The organism is Bradyrhizobium sp. cir1 (assembly GCF_014198245.1).
GTDB lineage: Bacteria > Pseudomonadota > Alphaproteobacteria > Rhizobiales > Xanthobacteraceae > Bradyrhizobium.
This window is the reverse complement of the sequence record NZ_JACIHE010000002.1, coordinates 807,682-823,628: the sequence shown is the minus strand read 5'-3', so window position 1 is coordinate 823,628 and position 15,947 is coordinate 807,682. Positions and strand designations below refer to the sequence as shown.

Here is a 15,947-nt window from a genome sequence, read left to right as displayed (position 1 = left end):
CCGTGCACGACATAGCCGAGCGACAGCAGATATTCGGCGAGATAGGCGCCGTCCTGGCCGGTCACGCCGGTGATGAGAGCGATCCGCTCAGCCATATGTGCACCTGCTCCCCGAGGGCCGCCGGATTCCCGTTCCAGCCGCCGTCCTTCTCTGACAGATCGGCGGCCGGGGTCAACCCAATATGGGACAAGGGGTACCGGCGTCGCCAGCCGGACGATGATCCCGGACCGGCGCTTTTGGCATTGTTAAGGGCTTCGGCGCGTGGGGGCGGCCCGCAGGTTCACTGCGCGCCGCGACAGCCGCCACATCGGACGAGATCGTCGCATTCGCTGATGTAGTGCTGATATTGGGAGATCGCGCGATTGGCCATCCAGATGCGATTGGTCTGTCCTTCCTCGACCATCGTGGCGACGCGCTGCGCGATGAAAACGCACGCCTCGAATTCATTCCGGATTGCCCCCGTGCGCGTGAGAAAGTCCCACGCGATGTCATAAGCTTGCTCGGCAGCCGGATTGCGGTAGTCGCTGAAGATGATATGCGTCATCAAATCACACTGTCATTTGACTGCCTCCATTGCCGCAACCGCAACCCGGCTCGATCGTTCCTAAGACGCGTCCGGGCGGATGAAGTCGCCGTTCCGCGCAACGCCGGCGCAGACGATGCGATGCTGAGGAACGATCCAAGCCGCACGTGATTGGTCCGACGACATGCAGCAACGAGACGGCCCCGCCATCGAGCGGCCTCGCCTCAGGCTGCCGTATTGCGGAGGCGTCTCTCTGTCGGCCGACTTGCCAGATCATTGTCGCTGACGGTTAGGAACGCCTCGCCGGTCCCCGCCGTTCACCTGGATGACGCAATATTCCTTCAAGATCTCGAACGGCGGTGATTTCTCTGACAGTGAAGAGCTGCCGAACGATGAAGCTGCCTGGCACCAGGCTCTCCGCACGGTGAAGGACATTGAATCGACACTCAGCTCCAATGGAGGCGATTGGTCGCTTGTTGTCCACCGGGAGGGTGATCCGCTCTACCGCATCGATGTGCGGGCCCAAAAGCTGAATTAAGCGTTCGGATTGAGATGCAGATAAGTCGGGTCCGCCGTCGTCTTATTGAGACCCGAACGGCGCGGCCTGTCAGGCGGGAGCGCTACACTCTCAGCACCGGCGCCCGAGACTATCTGCCTGATGTAAGACAACGCAGCGTTATAAGATCGTTCCAAAATGCCCCATCGAGCAACTTTTGACGGAAAATCATAACTTGCCCTGCTTTGGGCTAGGCCCCACCGAGCGTATGCAGGACCGGTCGAAGGTCGCTACTAGCATCGAGATCGAGCGTCGCCAGCGTGATCGGCAGCTTGAAGCGCCTCGGTCCGGCGCTTCCGGGATTGAGATAAAGGACGCCGTCGGCCGTCCTGATGCTCGCGCGATGCGAATGACCGTAAATCACGACATCGATCCCGTCGGGGGCAGGCTTGCTCTCGAGCTCGTTCAGATCATGCAGGACATAGAATACGTACCGGCCGAGGCGCACGGTTTCCGTATCCCGATAGTTCCGCGCCCAGTCGCCGCCATCGACATTCCCGCGGATGGCCGTGACCGGCGCGATCCTGCGCAGCCCCTCGAGCACATGCTCGGCGCCGATATCGCCGGCATGAATGATATGCGTGACGCCGGCAAAGCAATGCTCGACGTCCGGTCGCAGCAGCCCGTGCGTGTCCGAAATCACCCCGATTTTCGTCACAGCGCTCTCCTGACGTCCACGCTTAGGAACCACGACAGCGCGCTCACTTGCGCGCGATCACCCGGCCCGGAGCGATCATCGCCGTCCTCATCGTCTTGCTGGTGATGGCCGTGGATGATGCGACAATCTTCATCGCAACGAGGAATGGCCATTCTGACTCGCTGTCCGAATGAGCCGCAGCGCGGCTCTGCGAGTGAACACTCGAGGCAGAATAAGTAATTGAAATCATTGGAGCGGGTGAAGGGAATCGAACCCTCGTATTCAGCTTGGAAGGCTGCTGCTCTACCATTGAGCTACACCCGCGTTGGCGATCCCCTAACACGGCCGGGCGACGGTCTCAACTGCCTCTGGACGGTCTTTCCCGCATCAGGAATGCCCCTGTTCCCGGCGTTTCGCCCCGCCCCTTAACGGCCGGGTGATCTCGCCCTATATTCAAATCTCCCGAAACCAACGAAAGGAGGTGATCCAGTGTCTTATCTCAAGCGCTGTCACCTCGCTGGGATCGCCCGCTAGGCTTTGAAGAAGGCTTGGCATCGGGGCGTTCTCAGCCCTGGACCAGCGAGCAAGAAATCGGGCGCGACGGGGCCTCCCCGCCGCGCCTTTTTCGTCTGTCGGCGCAGCTCAGGCAGACGGCTCGCCCGCGAGAACCTCGCGAATCTTCTGCGACAGCTCCGACTTGCGGTATGGCTTCTGAAGCAGCGCCACGCCGGGATCGAGATGCCCTTCGTGGACGATGGTGTCGTCGGTATAGCCGGACGTGTAGAGCACCTTCACCCCCGGCCGGCGGAGCCGGACCGCATCGGCCAATTCCCGGCCATTCATGCCACCGGGCATGATGATGTCCGTGAACAGGAGATCGAATTTGGCGCCCTGGTCGACCAGCGCGAGCGCGGATGCGCCGTCGCCGGCAGCGAGCGTGCGATAGCCGAGACTGCCGAGCTGGGCGATGACATAGCCCTGCACCAGGGGATCGTCCTCGACCACGAAAATCGTCTCATGCCCGCGCGCTGCGGCGGGCGCCTGAACCGGCGCCGTCCTCGCCGGCGCCACGCCCTCCGACCGCGGCAGGAACAAGCGCACCACCGTGCCGCGCCCCTCCTCGCTCTCGATCGCGACGGTGCCGCCGGTCTGGCGGGCAAAGCCGTAGACCATGCTGAGCCCGAGCCCGGTGCCGCGGCCGACGCCCTTGGTGGTGAAGAATGGCTCGAACACGCGCTCGCGGATGTCGGCCGGAATGCCGTGGCCGGTGTCGCTGACTGCGACCATCACGAAGGCGCCGCGCACGACATCACCCTCGCCGGCACCTTCCGTGCCGTCCAGCTCCCGGTTCGCCGTCTCGAGCGTCAGCCTGCCGCCGCCCGGCATTGCATCACGCGCGTTGAGGGCGAGATTGACGATCGCGGACGAGAGCTGCGACGGATCCGCCATCGCCGACCAGGCATCGTCCGCGAGCCGGGTCACGATCTCGACATGCTCGCCCAGGATCGGCTTCAGCAGCTTCGCGGTCTCCAGCACGAGGGCATTGACGTCGATCTCGCGCGGCTCCATCGGCTGGCGGCGCGCGAAGGTCAGGAGCTGCGAGGTGATCTCGGCGCCGCGCGCGGCCGCATCGTCGATGAGCTGCGCGATGGCGGCGAACTGGGGCCTGTCCGCAAGCGCCTCCTGAATGATCTCGATCGTGCCGGTGATGACGGTGAGCACATTGTTGAAGTCATGCGCGACGCCGCCGGTGAGCTGGCCGATCGCGTCCATCTTCTGGGATTGGCGCAGCCGCTCCTCGGTCTCGTGCCGCTCGGTGAGGTCGGTGGCGGAGCCGCGATAGCCCATGAAGCGTCCGTCCGACGCGAACACCGGCTGGCCGTTGACGCTGAAATGATGCATGCGTCCGTTCGCATCACGACCGCGATATTCGAACTTCCGGAACGGCTCGTGACGGTCCAGCGTCGCCAGGTGCGCGCGCCATTTCTCCGGCTCGACGTCGTGGTCGAAAGCGGCATCGGTGCGGCGCTTGCCGATCAGCGCCTTGTGGTCCATGCCGAAGGCGCCCGCCCGCTCCGATATGTAGGTGAACCGATGATCGGGTCCGGTTTCCCAGAACCAGTCGGATGCGGTCTCGGCATAGTCGCGGAAGCGCTGCTCACTCGCGCGCGCGTCTTCCTCGGCGCTGCGGCGGATCTTCAGGTCACGCTCGAGATTGGCGTTGGCCTCGCGCAGCTCGCCATAAGCGCGCCCGAGGTTGGCGCACATGGCGTTGAAGGCGACGATCACCTTATCCAGCTCGTCGGGATCGTGGGGCGGACGGCGCTCCAGGTGCAAAGGCGGCGGCGGCCGCGCCAGGCTGTATTTGCTGACGAAGTCGGCGATGGCGACCAGATGCCGCGTCACCAGCAGATGGAACATGTAGATGATGAACAGCGAGACGAGAAACGTCTTCGCCGCCTGGCTCGCCAGGATGATCAGGGCGCGGTTCATCAATTGCTGATAGACCTCGCTCAGCGTCGCCTCGACGTGGAGCACACCGATCGTGCGCGCGGTCCCTTGCACGGTGGTGGTCAGCGGATAGTCGCGAGTCACGATCGAACGGGTATTCGGCTCCCCGACCGCAACACGGATCGGATTGGGACGATCGGCGATCTCGAGCACCTCGGCGGCGCGGATGTCGGGCAGCCGCATGATACCGTCGAGCAGGAGCTTGAGCTGGTTCTGGTCGAGATTCCACAGGCTCTCGCCGAGGCTGCCGGTGGTGCTGCGGCCGATCTCGTTGAGCCGCGTCTCGATGACGCCGACCTCGCGGTTGTAGTCGAGATAGAGCTGAAGCGCGGTCAGCACCAGCGTGACGATCGAGGAGAACAGCAGCACGGCGGCCAACAGGCGCGGCCCGACGCCGCCACGTAACCAGTTGAAGATTCGCGACAGCAACGCTCCGATCATCGCCGGCGCAAGTTGCGCGCCGATCCCGCCCAAATCCTGCTTCGCGGCCGCCGGGGCAACGGCGCGGCTGCGCTTGGAATCCTCATCGCCTGAGTTGCCCATGCACCACGTCCCCGGGAATGGCGGCACTGCTCTGGCCGGCCAGTCGCGGCCGCGAGCAATTCGACAGTTGAGATTGTCTTCACGCAAGGCGCGTGGCGATCCTGTCGGCCCATGGGCGGCTTGAGGTCGGCGGGGTCATATCTTGCGCCCAGCAGCAGGATTCCCGGGCAAGCTACCACCTCGCGTGCTAGAATGACATCGGTGAAAGTCCGGAGTCGCCTCACGTCGCGGGCGAGCGTCGATTGTTGCGGCCTGCGCGCAGGCGCGACCCCCGGTAGATCGCGCGGGCTTCCGAATCCAGCGGTAGCAAGGTTCGACCAGGGAGAAGCGTGATGTGGCGGATTGCCGTCGCCTGGGTGTCTTTGCTCGCAGCCGCTCCATCGCAGGCACAGGACCTGATCCGACTGGCGCGCATCGCCGACATCCCCGATCAATATGTCGGCGGCGAGATGCTGCGGGCTGTCTACGCCAAGCTGAACATCAAGCTCGAATTCGAGGACGTTCCCGGCAAGCGGGCGCTCGCGCTGTCCAGCGCCGGCGAGGTGGACGGCGAGATCCAGCGGATCGGCACGCTCTCCCGCGACTATCCGACGCTGGTCCAGGTCACGCCGGCGATCAACTACATCGAGCCCGCAGTGTTCACGACGAAGCTCCATTTCGATGTCGCCGGTTGGGATTCAATTCGAGACTACAGCATCGGCATCGTCCGCGGCGTCGGCTCATCGGAGTCCGGTACGCGCGGCATGGCCCGCGTCACGGCGACGACCGGCCTTGAGAGCATGGTCAAGATGCTTGACGCCGATCGTTTCGACGTAATGGTCACCGACCTCTTCAGCGGGCTCGTCGCGGTGAGGAAGCTCAACCTGCAAACCAGGATCTACCCGCTCTCGCCACCGCTGGAGCGCATCCACATCTATCATTATTTGCACGAACGCCATCGCGCTCTGGTGCCGAAGGTCGGCCAAGTGATCGCGCAGATGGAGGCGAGCGGCGAATTGGCAACGCTGCGCGAGGCGCTCGTCAAACAGATCCTGAGCACACCGTGAGCGGTGCCGGCTCAGGTGGCGCGAAGCCGTTCACGAAAGGCGACGGCGGCGATCAGCACGCCGACGCACCAGGCCACGACCGCCCGGTGAGGCTCTTCGGCGAGCAGCACGGTGAAAATGCTCGTGACCAGGCATGGCGCGATCGCGTTGCTGTTCCGGCTCGCCAGCGAGAGCAGGAACGGCAATGCGGCGATCGATATTTGCAGGACGCTCATCCGCGAAACCCGGTCTCGCAGGAGAGTTCAGAAGCCGCAGACATTGAGCGCGCGCGGGCGCTTGCCGCGGCGGCTTTCGACAATGCGCTCGCCACCATTCACGGCCGAGCTGCCGTAATAGCGGTGGTGACCGCTCTGGTCGTGCAGATCGGCCGGCTCCGACCGGCCCGCCCGCCGCGCGTCGCAGATGATCTTGATGGACTGACCCGACATTGCCGCCTCCAGCATAAAACCTTGTTCTTGGTGGCCATCAGTCGCATCGGCTTCGGGCAGCGTTCACGTTATGGCGCCACAATCGGGTTTCAGGACGGTTTCGTCGCGCACGCGGCGACGCAATATTTTTTTGCCGGGGGATTGTCGGGGCGGGCCACAGTGATACGTCCTTCGGGCCTGTGCGCCAAAAATCAACGAGGTGACGATGCTCTACGCCATCCTGGCCTATCACGTGGAAGACGAAATCCTGTCCTGGACGCCGGAGCAAGACGCCGCGGTCGTGGCCAAAGTCATCGAGGTTCAGGCGCCGCTCCGGGCAAGCGGACATTTTGGGCCCGCGGCCCGTCTGGACGAGACCCGAAAGGCCCGCACCTTGCGCGGCCCCGGCGCCGGCATGGTGCTGGACGGCCCGTTTGCCGAGACCAAGGAGCAGCTTCTGGGCTTCCACCTCGTCGAATACGACACTGAGGAGGAGGCGATCGCGGCGGCGCGGAAGCTGCGCGAGGTCAACCCGACTGCGGTTTACGAAATCCGGCCGGTCAAGCTTTACGTGCCGGCCGACAGGTTTGGCGCGACACAGACGTGAATCGCCGGCCTACGCGTCCGGCCCGGTTTGCGCGACATAGAAGCGCTGGATCAGGAGCCCGCCGAAGGCGATGAACCACACGAAAGGCGCGACGTGCGGCGCGAATGCCGCCACGACCGTGCCCGGGATGAAAACGAGCAGCGGAAACAGCGAGGCCATGATCTCGTGGCGCCAGCCGCCGAGAATGGTCCACCACAGCCAGGCATTGAGCGCGGCGATCGCGGTCAGATGCAGGCCATAGAGCACGGCGACGGCGCTGCTCGTGGCGTAATTGGTGTAGAGGCCGTTGGTCACCGGCAGCAGCACGATCGAGAGCAGGAAGAACAGGTTGAGGATCACCATGCCGCGGCTGCCGATCGGCTGGCGCGCCAGGCGCCGGTGATGGCTGATCCAGAACACGCCGGCGATGATGAAGCTGAGCGCGAGGCCGGCGAGCTTGCCGGAATAGACATAGGCGAGATCGCTCCAGCCGGGGGCGCTGGTGAACACAGCGGCCTTGGGCAGGTCGTAGGCCAGAAGCGTCATGGCGACGCCGAAAATGGTGTTGCTGAGCGACTCCAGCCGCCGCATCTCGAACTGGTCGGGCTTGAGCTCGGTCATGCCGGGCGTGCTCTTCTCGGGCTGGAACCTTGGGCCGACTTTCCCCTAAATGCTAATTCTGGTTCCGTCCAGCCGCATTGCGATTCGCGCCGGGATCGCCGATTCTCGGCTGTTCACCGGGGCGATTCGTGGCGACATATCTGGACACGCTCAATGCGGAGCAGCGCCGCGCCGTCGAGCATGGCGTGGCCGATGGCGCGACCGTGGGAAGCCCCCTGCTCGTCATTGCCGGCGCCGGCTCCGGCAAGACCAACACGCTGGCCCACCGTGTCGCGCACCTGATCGTCGCAGGCGCCGACCCGCGCCGCATCCTGCTGATGACGTTTTCGCGCCGCGCCGCGGCCGAGATGGCCGGCCGGGTCGAGCGCATCGCCCGGAAGGTCTTAGGGGAGAACAGCGCCGCCATCATGCGTGACGCGCTCACCTGGGCCGGCACCTTCCATGGCATCGGCGCGCGGCTGTTGCGCGAATATGCCGAACGGATCGGCGTCGATCCCGCCTTCACCATCCACGACCGCGAGGATTCCGCCGACCTGATGAACCTGGTCCGGCACGAGCGCGGCCTGTCGAAGACCGAGAGCCGCTTTCCGGCCAAGGGCACCTGCCTGTCGATCTATTCGCGCTGCGTCAACGCGGAGATGGAGATCGAGAAGGTGCTGGGGGTGCACTATCCCTGGTGCGCGGGCTGGGCGGCCGAGCTGAAGGGCCTGTTCACCGCTTACGTCGAGGCCAAGCAGGCCCAGCACGTGCTCGATTACGACGACCTGCTGCTGTACTGGTCGCAGATGATGAGCGATGCGCTGATCGCCGAAGAAATCGGCGGCCGCTTCGATCACGTGCTAGTCGACGAATATCAGGACACCAACCGCCTGCAATCCTCGATCCTGCTGGCGCTGAAGCCCGACGGCCGCGGCCTCACCGTCGTCGGCGACGACGCGCAGTCGATCTATTCGTTCCGCGCCGCGACCGTGCGCAACATCCTGGACTTTCCGCAAAGCTTCTCGCCCCGCGCGGAGATGATCACGCTCGACCGCAACTACCGCTCGACGCAAGCCGTGCTGGCGGCCGCCAACGGCGTCATTGGCCTGGCGCGTGAGCGCTTCACAAAAAACCTCTGGACCGACCGCACTTCCGGACAGAAGCCGCAGCTCGTCACGGTGCACGACGAGGCCGACCAGGCCCGCTACATCGTCGAAGCGGTGCTGGCCAACCGCGAGCAAGGCGCGCTGCTCAAGCACCAGGCGGTGCTGTTCCGGACGTCCTCGCATTCCGGTCCGCTCGAGATCGAGCTGACCCGCCGCAACATCCCGTTCGTGAAATTCGGCGGGCTGAAATTTCTCGACGCCGCGCATGTCAAGGACGTGCTGGCGCTGCTGCGCTTTGCCGAGAATCCGCGCGATCGCGTCGCCGGCTTCCGCATCATGCATCTGTTGCCCGGCATCGGCCCCGCGACCGCGCAGCGCGTGCTCGACCAGATGGCGGAGAGCACGGATCCGCTTGCCGCACTCGGCCTCATCCCGGTCCCGCCGCGCACCGGCGCGGACTGGACCGATTTCGTCCGCACGGTCGAGAATCTGCGCTATTCGGAATGGCCTGTAGATCTCGAGCGCGTGCGGCTGTGGTACGAGCCGCACCTGGATCGCATCCACGAGGATTCCGAGACGCGCCGCGCCGATCTGATGCAGCTCGAGCAGATCGCCAGCGGCTATTCCTCGCGCGAGAAATTTTTGACCGAGCTCACGCTCGATCCGCCGGATGCAACCAGCGACAAATCAGGTCCTCCCTTGCGCGACGAGGATTATCTGATCCTCTCCACCATCCACTCCGCCAAGGGCCAGGAGTGGAAATCGGTGTTCGTGCTCAACGTCGTCGACGGCTGCATGCCGTCCGATCTCGGCGCCGGCACCAGCGCCGAGCTCGAGGAAGAGCGCCGCCTGCTCTATGTCGCGATGACGCGCGCCAAGGACGATCTCCACCTCGTGGTGCCGCAGCGCTTCTTCGTCCACGGCCAGGCCGCCAAGGGCGACCGCCACGTCTATGCCTCGCGCACCCGCTTCATCCCGGAATCCCTGGTCTATCTGTTCGAGCGCACCGCCTGGCCGAAGGCCGCGGCGGGCGCCGCCCGCACGGCGGCGCAAGGGCCGAAGATCGACATCGGGGCAAAGATGCGCGGGATGTGGCGGTAACGCCAGCTAGGCATTCAGCCGGTCGAACTGGACCTTCCCCGCCTTCATTACCAGTGGGATGTGCTCGCCCTGGCCGAGCAGGCAGGCGACATCGCGCAGCGGATTGCCGTCGACCACCAGCAGGTCCGCGAAAGACTCCGGCACGATGCGGCCGAGCTTGCCCTCCATGCCGAGCACCTCCGCGCCGATCAATGTCGCGCTGGCAATGACGGCGCGCGGGCCGAGAATTTCGGCGCGAATGCGGAATTCGTCGCTCTGCAGGCGCTGCGACGGCCCAAGCAAATCGCTGCCGAACCCCATCTTCACGCCGGCATCGCGATAGATCGCGAGCGAACGCAGGCCGGCGTCGCGGACATCGGCGATCTTGGCCACGCTCTCCGGCGGCAGGCCATATTGGGCGCCCTCATTGGCAAGTGCCTCGTAAGTGACGAGCGTCGGCACCACATAGGCGCCCTTCTCGGCCATCAGCCGCGCGGTCGGCGCATCGACCAAATTGCCATGCTCGATGGTGCGCACGCCGCAGCGGATCGCGCGCTCAATGGCTGCGGCGGTGTAGGCGTGGGCGAGCACATAGGTCTGGCGCCCGCGCGCCTCCTCGACGATGGCGCGGATCTCGTCCTCGGAGTAGCCGAAGGCGCCGACGGGATCGGTCGGCGAAGCGACACCGCCGGACGCCATGATCTTGATCTGATCGGCGCCCATCTGGAGCTCTTCGCGCGCGGCCTTGCGCACGCCGTCGACGCCGTCGGCGACGCGCGCCAGCGCGCCGACCCGTACGCAGCAGGGACAAGGCGCGTCGCTGGCGAGATAATCGGAACGTGCCCGCATGTCGCCGTGGCCGCCGGTCTGGCTGAGCGCGCGGCCTGAGACGAACAGACGTGGGCCGTCAGTCAGGCCGGTTTCGATCGCCTGCTTCAATGCATGACCGGCGCCGCCGGCATCGCGCACGGTGGTGAAGCCACGTCGCAGCATGCCGCGGAGCAGCAGTGTCGAGCGCAGCGTCACCAGCACGTTCGGCATGTGCACCTGCTGCGCCAGGTTGAGCTCGACAGCGATAGCATGCACGTGAAGATCGATCAGGCCGGGCATCAGCGTCTTGCCCTTCAGATCGATGGTGCGATCGGCATTGGCCTGGATCGGACGGTCGGAGACCTCCTTGATCAGGCTGTCCTCGACCAGCACGTGCTGTCCCTCCAGCAAGTCCGGCTGGAGCGGATCGAGCAGTGCGGCGTTCTGGAAGAGGATGCTGGGCATGGTCGTTTCCTGTCTGGTCAGGATGAAGTCGCCGTCAGCAGCGCGGGCAGCGCGAGCTGGGCAAAGGGAAGGCACGCGGCGGCATCGTCCTCGCCGTACCAGCCCGCCTCATGAAGCAGGTTGAGCGAGCCGAGGGTGCGGCCGCGCCAGCGCACGGGCATGTTGAGCACGCTCTCGCAGCCGAGCGAGGCGATCAGCTCGTGATCGGAGAAGACGGTGCGCAGATCATCCCGCGTGTAGCCGATATAGGCCTCGCCGCGGTCCAGCACGGCCTCGGTCCAAGGGCCCGGTGCGAGACGCTTGCGTCCGCCAGTCGGGTATAGACCGGGCAGATTGGAGTAAAGGCGAGCCAGTTCGCTGGTCGCCTCGTCATAGGTCAGGACCGTGAACAGCTTGTGGCCGATCGCCGACTTCAAGCCTTGGTCGAGCGCAACGAACAGCGCATCCGGCTGGTCCACCCTGCCCTGCGCCGCCGCGACGGCGCAGAGCAGCGGATCGGCCTTAGGTTTCGTCCGCGTCATACCACCTCACCCGCCGCAATCTCCTCCAGCGAGCGGCCGCGCGTCGGCACACCCATCAGCACGACGGTGACCGCCCCGAGCAGCAGCACGGTGGTGGTGACGCCGAACACGCCGGCAAAGCCGAAGTTCGGATAGAGATAGCCGACCAGGATCGGCGAGACGATCGCGCCGATGCGGCCGATCGCCGACGCAAGGCCTGCGCCGGTGGTTCTCACCGGCGTCGGGAACACTTCGGCGGTGTAGGCATAGACGCCCGCGTAGGTGCCGTTCATGAACAGCGACAGGAAGATTCCCGCCGCCATGATCTGCTGATCGCTTTGCGCGAAAGCGAGCCCGAGCGCGCTGGCGCCGCCAAGCACCATGTAGGTCGCGATCGTTGCCTGCCGGCCGATGCGCTCGTTGAAATACGCGGCGCTGAAATAGCCGGGGATCTGCGCGCAATAGATCGCGATCGAATAGGCGAAGCTCTTGGTGATGCTCATGCCGTTCTGGACCAGGAGGCCGGGGATCCAGACGAAGAAGGAATAATAGCTGAAGGTGATCGCCAGCCACATGATCCAGGTCATGATGGTGATGCGTGCCTGCCGGCCCGCCAGAAGCGCCGCGAAATTGGCGAGCAGCGTTCCGCCCGCCCCCGTGGGCACTGCTGCTTCGACCACCGGCTGCGGCAGGACATGGCCTTCGCGCGCAAAGCCCGCCTCGATCCTGTCCAGCAGGGCTTCGGCTTCCTTGCCCCTGCCCCGACTTTCGAGCCAGCGCGGCGATTCCGGCAGCGCCCTGCGCCACCACAGCAGCATGACGACGGGCACCGCGGTGATCACCAGCACGATGCGCCAGCCGTTGTCGGAAGTGGGCACGATGAAGTAGCCGAGCAAGGCCGCGGCGACGAAGCCGAAGGAGAAGAAGCCGGCGAGCGCGCCGGTGAAGCTGCCGCGGTAACGCCGCGCCACGAACTCCGCGAGATAAGGCGCGATGATCGCGCTCTCCGCGCCGGTGCCCATGCCGGCAACGACGCGCGCGGCGAAGAAGGACGGCCATGTGTCGACCATCGCGCTCACGATGGAGGCCGCGCAATAAAGCGCCAGCGCCGACATCATCACAGCACGGCGGCCGATCAGGTCGCCCAGCGTGCCCGCCAGCAACGCGCCGAACAGGAAGCCGATATAGGTGCTGCTGCCGAGCACGCCGATCTGCACGCTCGTCAAATTCCACGCCGTGCGCAGCACCGGCAGGATGAAGGCCAGCACCGCCGCGTCCATCGCGTCGAACATGTAGCCGAGCCCGCCCATCAGCAGCAGGTGCGTGTGGAAGCGTGCGAACGGAAGGCGCTCGATGCGCGCCGAAATCATCGACATGAAAGTCCCCCTCTGATGTCACGGGCCCGGCGCGCCGCTCGGGAGGGAACCATAGACAAAGTGACATTATCGTCATAATTTATAATCATGATCTGATATATCACTATGGTGAATGTCCGTGTCGTTCCGCGCGCTCGACCTCAACCTCCTGAAAGTCTTCGAGGCGCTGATGACCGAGGGCAGCGTCACGCGCGCCGCGAATGCCTTGCGGATGACCCAGCCCGCGGTCAGCAATGCGCTCGCGCGGCTGCGCGACGCGCTCGGCGATCCCCTGTTCGTGCGCGCCGGCACCGGTATCCGCCCGACCCAGCGCGCCGTGGTGCTGTGGGAGCCGATCGGCGAGGCGCTGGAAAGCGTGCGCGGTGCGCTCGACGAGCAGGTGTTCGATCCCGCACGCGCGCAGACCGAATTCAGCCTGTCGATGTCGGACTACGTCTCCTCGCTGGTCATGCCGAACCTGCTCGCCCATCTCGGCAAGGTTGCGCCGAAGGCGCGCGTCCACACCGTGCCGAATACGGTCGTCGAGATCGCCGACCAGCTCGAGCACAACAGGGTGGACTGCGTGCTCAGCGTCTATGTCAACGAGGCGCAGCAACCGGCCGCCATTCGCTCGCGCTCGCTGTGGACCGTCGACTATGCCTGCTTCATGCGGCGCGGCCATCCGCTCGCCGCCCAGAAACGGCTGAGCACGCGGACCTTCCTGAACGCGGGTCATGTCGACGTGAGCCTAGCCGGCAAGACCATGCCGTCCTACGATCTCTTCCTCGCCTCGCGCGGGCTGTCGCGCAATCTGGTCGCCACCGTCAATCACTACAGCGCCGCCTACGAGGTTGTGCGGCAATCCGACCTGATCGCCGTGCTGCCGAGCGACCTGCGCTCGCAATCAAGGCATGCGCCGCTCCTGCATGCGATGCCGCTTCCGCTCAAGGCGCCGCCGCGCATCGTCAGCCTGTTCTGGCATCAGCGCAACGACACCGTGCCGGCGCAGCGCTGGCTGCGCGAAACCCTGGTGGAGATGTTCGCGAGATCCGACTGAGCCCGCCGGTTCGATGAAGAACCGGAAACGATGCCTTTCCTGGATCAGCATTGTCGAAACGGTCTCCGCGCCCTACCTCCATGGCAACTATTTCCTCCCATGACGGGCGCCGTCCGCGCGCCAAGAGACCTCATCGATGACCGCACCGCTTCAATTCGGACTGGACACCTTTGGCGACGTCACCAGAGGCGGCTCCGGCGCCATGCTTCCGCATGCGCAAGTGATCCGCAACGTCGTCGACGAAGCCGTGCTGGCCGACGAGCTCGGCCTCGACTTCATCGGCCTCGGCGAGCATCACCGCGCCGATTTCGCGATCTCCTCGCCCGAGACGGTGCTCGCGGCGGCCGCGAGTCGCACCAAGCGCATTCATCTCGGCTCGGCCGTGACGGTGCTGAGCTCGGACGACCCGATCCGCGTGTTCCAGCGCTTTGCGACGCTGGACGCGCTTTCCAACGGACGCGCCGAAGTGATCCTCGGCCGCGGCTCATTCACCGAATCCTTCCCGCTGTTCGGCTTCGACCTGCGCAAGTACGAAGAGCTGTTCGAGGAGAAGCTCGACCTGTTCGCCGCACTGCTGTCGCAGCAGCCGGTGACCTGGCAGGGCAAGCTGCGCCCGCCGCTGAAGAACCAACTGGTCTATCCCCCGGTCGAGAACGGCACGTTGAAGACCTGGATCGGCGTCGGCGGCAGCCCGCAATCGGTCGTGCGCGCGGCGCATTACGACCTGCCTTTGATGCTCGCGATCATCGGCGGCGATCCCGCGCGCTTTGCGCCCTACGTCGATCTCTATCACCGCGCGTTCAAGGAGTTCGGCCGTCCGGCGCAGCCGATCGGCGTGCACTCGCCCGGCTACGTCGCCGAGACGGATGCGCAGGCGCGCGAGGAGCTGTGGCCCGATTACAAGGCCATGCGCGACCGCATCGGCAAGGAGCGCGGCTGGCCGCCGATGGGGCGCGACGAGTTCGTCAGCGAGGCCGAGCACGGCTCGCTCTATGTCGGCTCGCCGGAAACGGTGGCGCGGAAGATCGCGACGACCGCAAAGGCGCTCGGGATTTCGCGGTTCCAGCTGAAGTATTCGGCGGGTCCCCTGCCGCACGAGAAGCTGATGAAGAGCATCGAGCTCTATGGGCGGAAGGTGGTGCCGCTGGTCAGGGAGATGACGGCGTAGCGGTTCGAGGCTACTTCATGAGCCCGAGCCGGCTTGCGCCGACATAGAGCGAGAGCACGGCGGCGTTCGAGACGTTGAGGCTCTTGATCTCGCCGGGCATGTCGAGCCGCGCCACGACGCTGCAGGTCTCGCGGGTCAATTGCCTGAGGCCTTTGCCTTCGGCGCCCAGCACCAGCGCAAGCGGTTCGCGCAACGCGACGTCCGAGAGGTTCTCGGTGCCCTCGCTGTCGAGGCCGACGGTCTGGAAGCCGCGCTCATTGAGCGCGGTGAGCGCGCGGGCGAGGTTCTGCACGGTCACCATTGGCACCAGCTCGAGCGCACCGGAGGCGGCCTTTGCGAGCACACCGGTGGCTTCCGGGCTGTGGCGCGCGGTGGTGACGATCGCCTTCACCGCAAAGGCCGCGGCCGAGCGCAGGATGGCGCCCACATTGTGCGGGTCGGTGATCTGGTCGAGCACCAGCACCATGCCTTCCTGCTTCAGGGTTTCGATGTCAGGCGTAGGCAGAGGATCGGCTTCCGCGAGCAGGCCCTGATGCACGGCATCGGGCGACAGCAGCCGGTCGATCTCCTGAGGCCGGACGATCTCGGGCGCGACGCGGGTCGCGATGTTTTCCTCCGCGAGCCGCCTTGCAGCGTTCTCGGTCAGCGTCAGCTTGCGGATCCGCCGCGCAGGATTGGCCAAGGCCATGGTGACGGTGTGCCAGCCATAGAGGATGACGGGCCCGTCGCCATGCGAATCGCGGTCGCGCCAGGCCGGGCGGCCGGCCGATTTTCCGGGCCTGTTGAAGGGCTTAGCCCCGCTGCGGGAGCCCTTGGGGGCAAATTTTCGTTCCTTCATGGGCTCGCTTGTGTCACGGGCGCCGGAATATGGCAATTTGGGTGCCTTCAGGGGCGATTTTAGCTGTTCGCCTCGGTTGACTTTGCCCCACCGCTTCGCCCATAAACGCGCCCGGTCGCGCCCCGATCCGGGCTGTCGCGGCCTTCACGTTCCATGGCC

The 15,947-nt window shown here is 65.4% G+C and carries 18 protein-coding genes and 1 tRNA gene; 7 read left to right on the top strand and 12 right to left on the bottom strand.

From position 1 onward, the window contains the following. Positions 1 to 95: GDP-mannose 4,6-dehydratase (locus tag GGD63_RS08475; RefSeq protein WP_183240708.1), on the bottom strand; the 95-nt coding region annotated here is incomplete at its 3' end. A 185-nt stretch (positions 96 to 280) separates the two neighbouring features. Next, positions 281 to 544, bottom strand: a complete 264-nt coding sequence (locus GGD63_RS08470) for a hypothetical protein (RefSeq protein WP_183240706.1) — start codon at positions 542 to 544, stop codon at positions 281 to 283. A gap of 304 nt (positions 545 to 848) precedes the next feature. Between GGD63_RS08470 and GGD63_RS08465 the strand changes: the two genes are divergently transcribed. Continuing rightward, a complete protein-coding gene (locus GGD63_RS08465) occupies positions 849 to 1,061 on the top strand; it encodes a DUF6894 family protein (protein ID WP_183240705.1) in 213 nt (70 codons plus the stop codon). A gap of 208 nt (positions 1,062 to 1,269) precedes the next feature. On the opposite strand, the gene GGD63_RS08460 is transcribed toward GGD63_RS08465, so the two are convergent. After that, complete coding sequence (locus GGD63_RS08460) at positions 1,270 to 1,737, bottom strand: metallophosphoesterase family protein (RefSeq protein WP_183240703.1); 468 nt, start codon at positions 1,735 to 1,737, stop codon at positions 1,270 to 1,272. Between the two features lie 47 nt (positions 1,738 to 1,784). Between GGD63_RS08460 and GGD63_RS40580 the strand changes: the two genes are divergently transcribed. Continuing rightward, a complete protein-coding gene (locus GGD63_RS40580) occupies positions 1,785 to 1,910 on the top strand; it encodes a hypothetical protein (protein ID WP_283811930.1) in 126 nt (41 codons plus the stop codon). Positions 1,911 to 1,966: 56 nt separating this feature from the next. Here GGD63_RS40580 and GGD63_RS08455 read toward each other — a convergent pair. Beyond that, positions 1,967 to 2,040 (bottom strand) — tRNA-Gly (locus GGD63_RS08455). A gap of 318 nt (positions 2,041 to 2,358) precedes the next feature. After that, positions 2,359 to 4,770 (bottom strand): ATP-binding protein, encoded by a 2,412-nt coding sequence (locus tag GGD63_RS08450; RefSeq protein ID WP_183240701.1) that lies wholly within the window; start codon positions 4,768 to 4,770, stop codon positions 2,359 to 2,361. 332 nt (positions 4,771 to 5,102) lie between these two features. On the opposite strand from GGD63_RS08450, the gene GGD63_RS08445 reads away from it, so the two are divergent. After that, on the top strand, positions 5,103 to 5,816 hold the full coding sequence (locus GGD63_RS08445; RefSeq protein WP_183240700.1) for an ABC transporter substrate-binding protein: 714 nt from the start codon (positions 5,103 to 5,105) through the stop codon (positions 5,814 to 5,816). Between the two features lie 11 nt (positions 5,817 to 5,827). Here GGD63_RS08445 and GGD63_RS08440 read toward each other — a convergent pair whose 3' ends face one another. Together GGD63_RS08440 and GGD63_RS08435 are read right to left on the bottom strand one after the other, a co-directional pair. Beyond that, positions 5,828 to 6,031, bottom strand: coding sequence for a hypothetical protein (locus tag GGD63_RS08440; protein WP_183240698.1), 204 nt, complete (start codon positions 6,029 to 6,031; stop codon positions 5,828 to 5,830). A gap of 27 nt (positions 6,032 to 6,058) precedes the next feature. Next, entirely contained in the window at positions 6,059 to 6,244 is a 186-nt protein-coding gene (locus tag GGD63_RS08435) for a hypothetical protein (RefSeq protein WP_183240696.1), read from the bottom strand. A gap of 205 nt (positions 6,245 to 6,449) precedes the next feature. On the opposite strand from GGD63_RS08435, the gene GGD63_RS08430 reads away from it, so the two are divergent. Next, positions 6,450 to 6,830, top strand: a complete 381-nt coding sequence (locus GGD63_RS08430; protein ID WP_183240694.1) for a YciI family protein — start codon at positions 6,450 to 6,452, stop codon at positions 6,828 to 6,830. A 9-nt stretch (positions 6,831 to 6,839) separates the two neighbouring features. Here the strand turns inward: GGD63_RS08430 and GGD63_RS08425 are convergent, their stop codons facing one another. Continuing rightward, a complete protein-coding gene (locus tag GGD63_RS08425; protein ID WP_183240693.1) occupies positions 6,840 to 7,430 on the bottom strand; it encodes a TMEM175 family protein in 591 nt (196 codons plus the stop codon). 128 nt (positions 7,431 to 7,558) lie between these two features. Here GGD63_RS08425 and GGD63_RS08420 point away from each other — a divergent pair, with 128 nt between their 5' ends. Continuing rightward, on the top strand, positions 7,559 to 9,616 hold the full coding sequence (locus GGD63_RS08420; protein ID WP_183240691.1) for an ATP-dependent helicase: 2,058 nt from the start codon (positions 7,559 to 7,561) through the stop codon (positions 9,614 to 9,616). Between the two features lie 6 nt (positions 9,617 to 9,622). Here GGD63_RS08420 and GGD63_RS08415 read toward each other — a convergent pair whose 3' ends face one another. Genes GGD63_RS08415 through GGD63_RS08405 form a run of 3 tightly spaced genes read right to left on the bottom strand, consistent with a single transcriptional unit; the run spans position 9,623 to position 12,746 of the window. Further along, positions 9,623 to 10,870 carry an amidohydrolase family protein gene (locus tag GGD63_RS08415; protein WP_183240689.1) on the bottom strand — a complete coding sequence of 416 codons (1,248 nt, stop codon included), beginning with the start codon at positions 10,868 to 10,870 and terminating at the stop codon, positions 9,623 to 9,625. A 17-nt stretch (positions 10,871 to 10,887) separates the two neighbouring features. After that, positions 10,888 to 11,391, bottom strand: coding sequence for a GAF domain-containing protein (locus tag GGD63_RS08410; protein WP_183240688.1), 504 nt, complete (start codon positions 11,389 to 11,391; stop codon positions 10,888 to 10,890). Beyond that, positions 11,388 to 12,746, bottom strand: coding sequence for an MFS transporter (locus GGD63_RS08405; RefSeq protein WP_183240686.1), 1,359 nt, complete (start codon positions 12,744 to 12,746; stop codon positions 11,388 to 11,390). Before GGD63_RS08405 ends, GGD63_RS08410 begins: the two co-directional genes overlap by 4 nt. Before the next feature lie 112 nt (positions 12,747 to 12,858). On the opposite strand from GGD63_RS08405, the gene GGD63_RS08400 reads away from it, so the two are divergent. Together GGD63_RS08400 and GGD63_RS08395 are read left to right on the top strand one after the other, a co-directional pair. Next, entirely contained in the window at positions 12,859 to 13,782 is a 924-nt protein-coding gene (locus GGD63_RS08400) for a LysR family transcriptional regulator (protein WP_183240684.1), read from the top strand. A gap of 136 nt (positions 13,783 to 13,918) precedes the next feature. Then, a complete protein-coding gene (locus GGD63_RS08395; protein ID WP_183240683.1) occupies positions 13,919 to 14,950 on the top strand; it encodes an LLM class flavin-dependent oxidoreductase in 1,032 nt (343 codons plus the stop codon). A gap of 10 nt (positions 14,951 to 14,960) precedes the next feature. On the opposite strand, the gene rlmB is transcribed toward GGD63_RS08395, so the two are convergent. Next, positions 14,961 to 15,788 (bottom strand): 23S rRNA (guanosine(2251)-2'-O)-methyltransferase RlmB, encoded by an 828-nt coding sequence (rlmB, locus tag GGD63_RS08390; protein ID WP_183240681.1) that lies wholly within the window; start codon positions 15,786 to 15,788, stop codon positions 14,961 to 14,963. Positions 15,789 to 15,947: the final 159 nt, after the last annotated feature.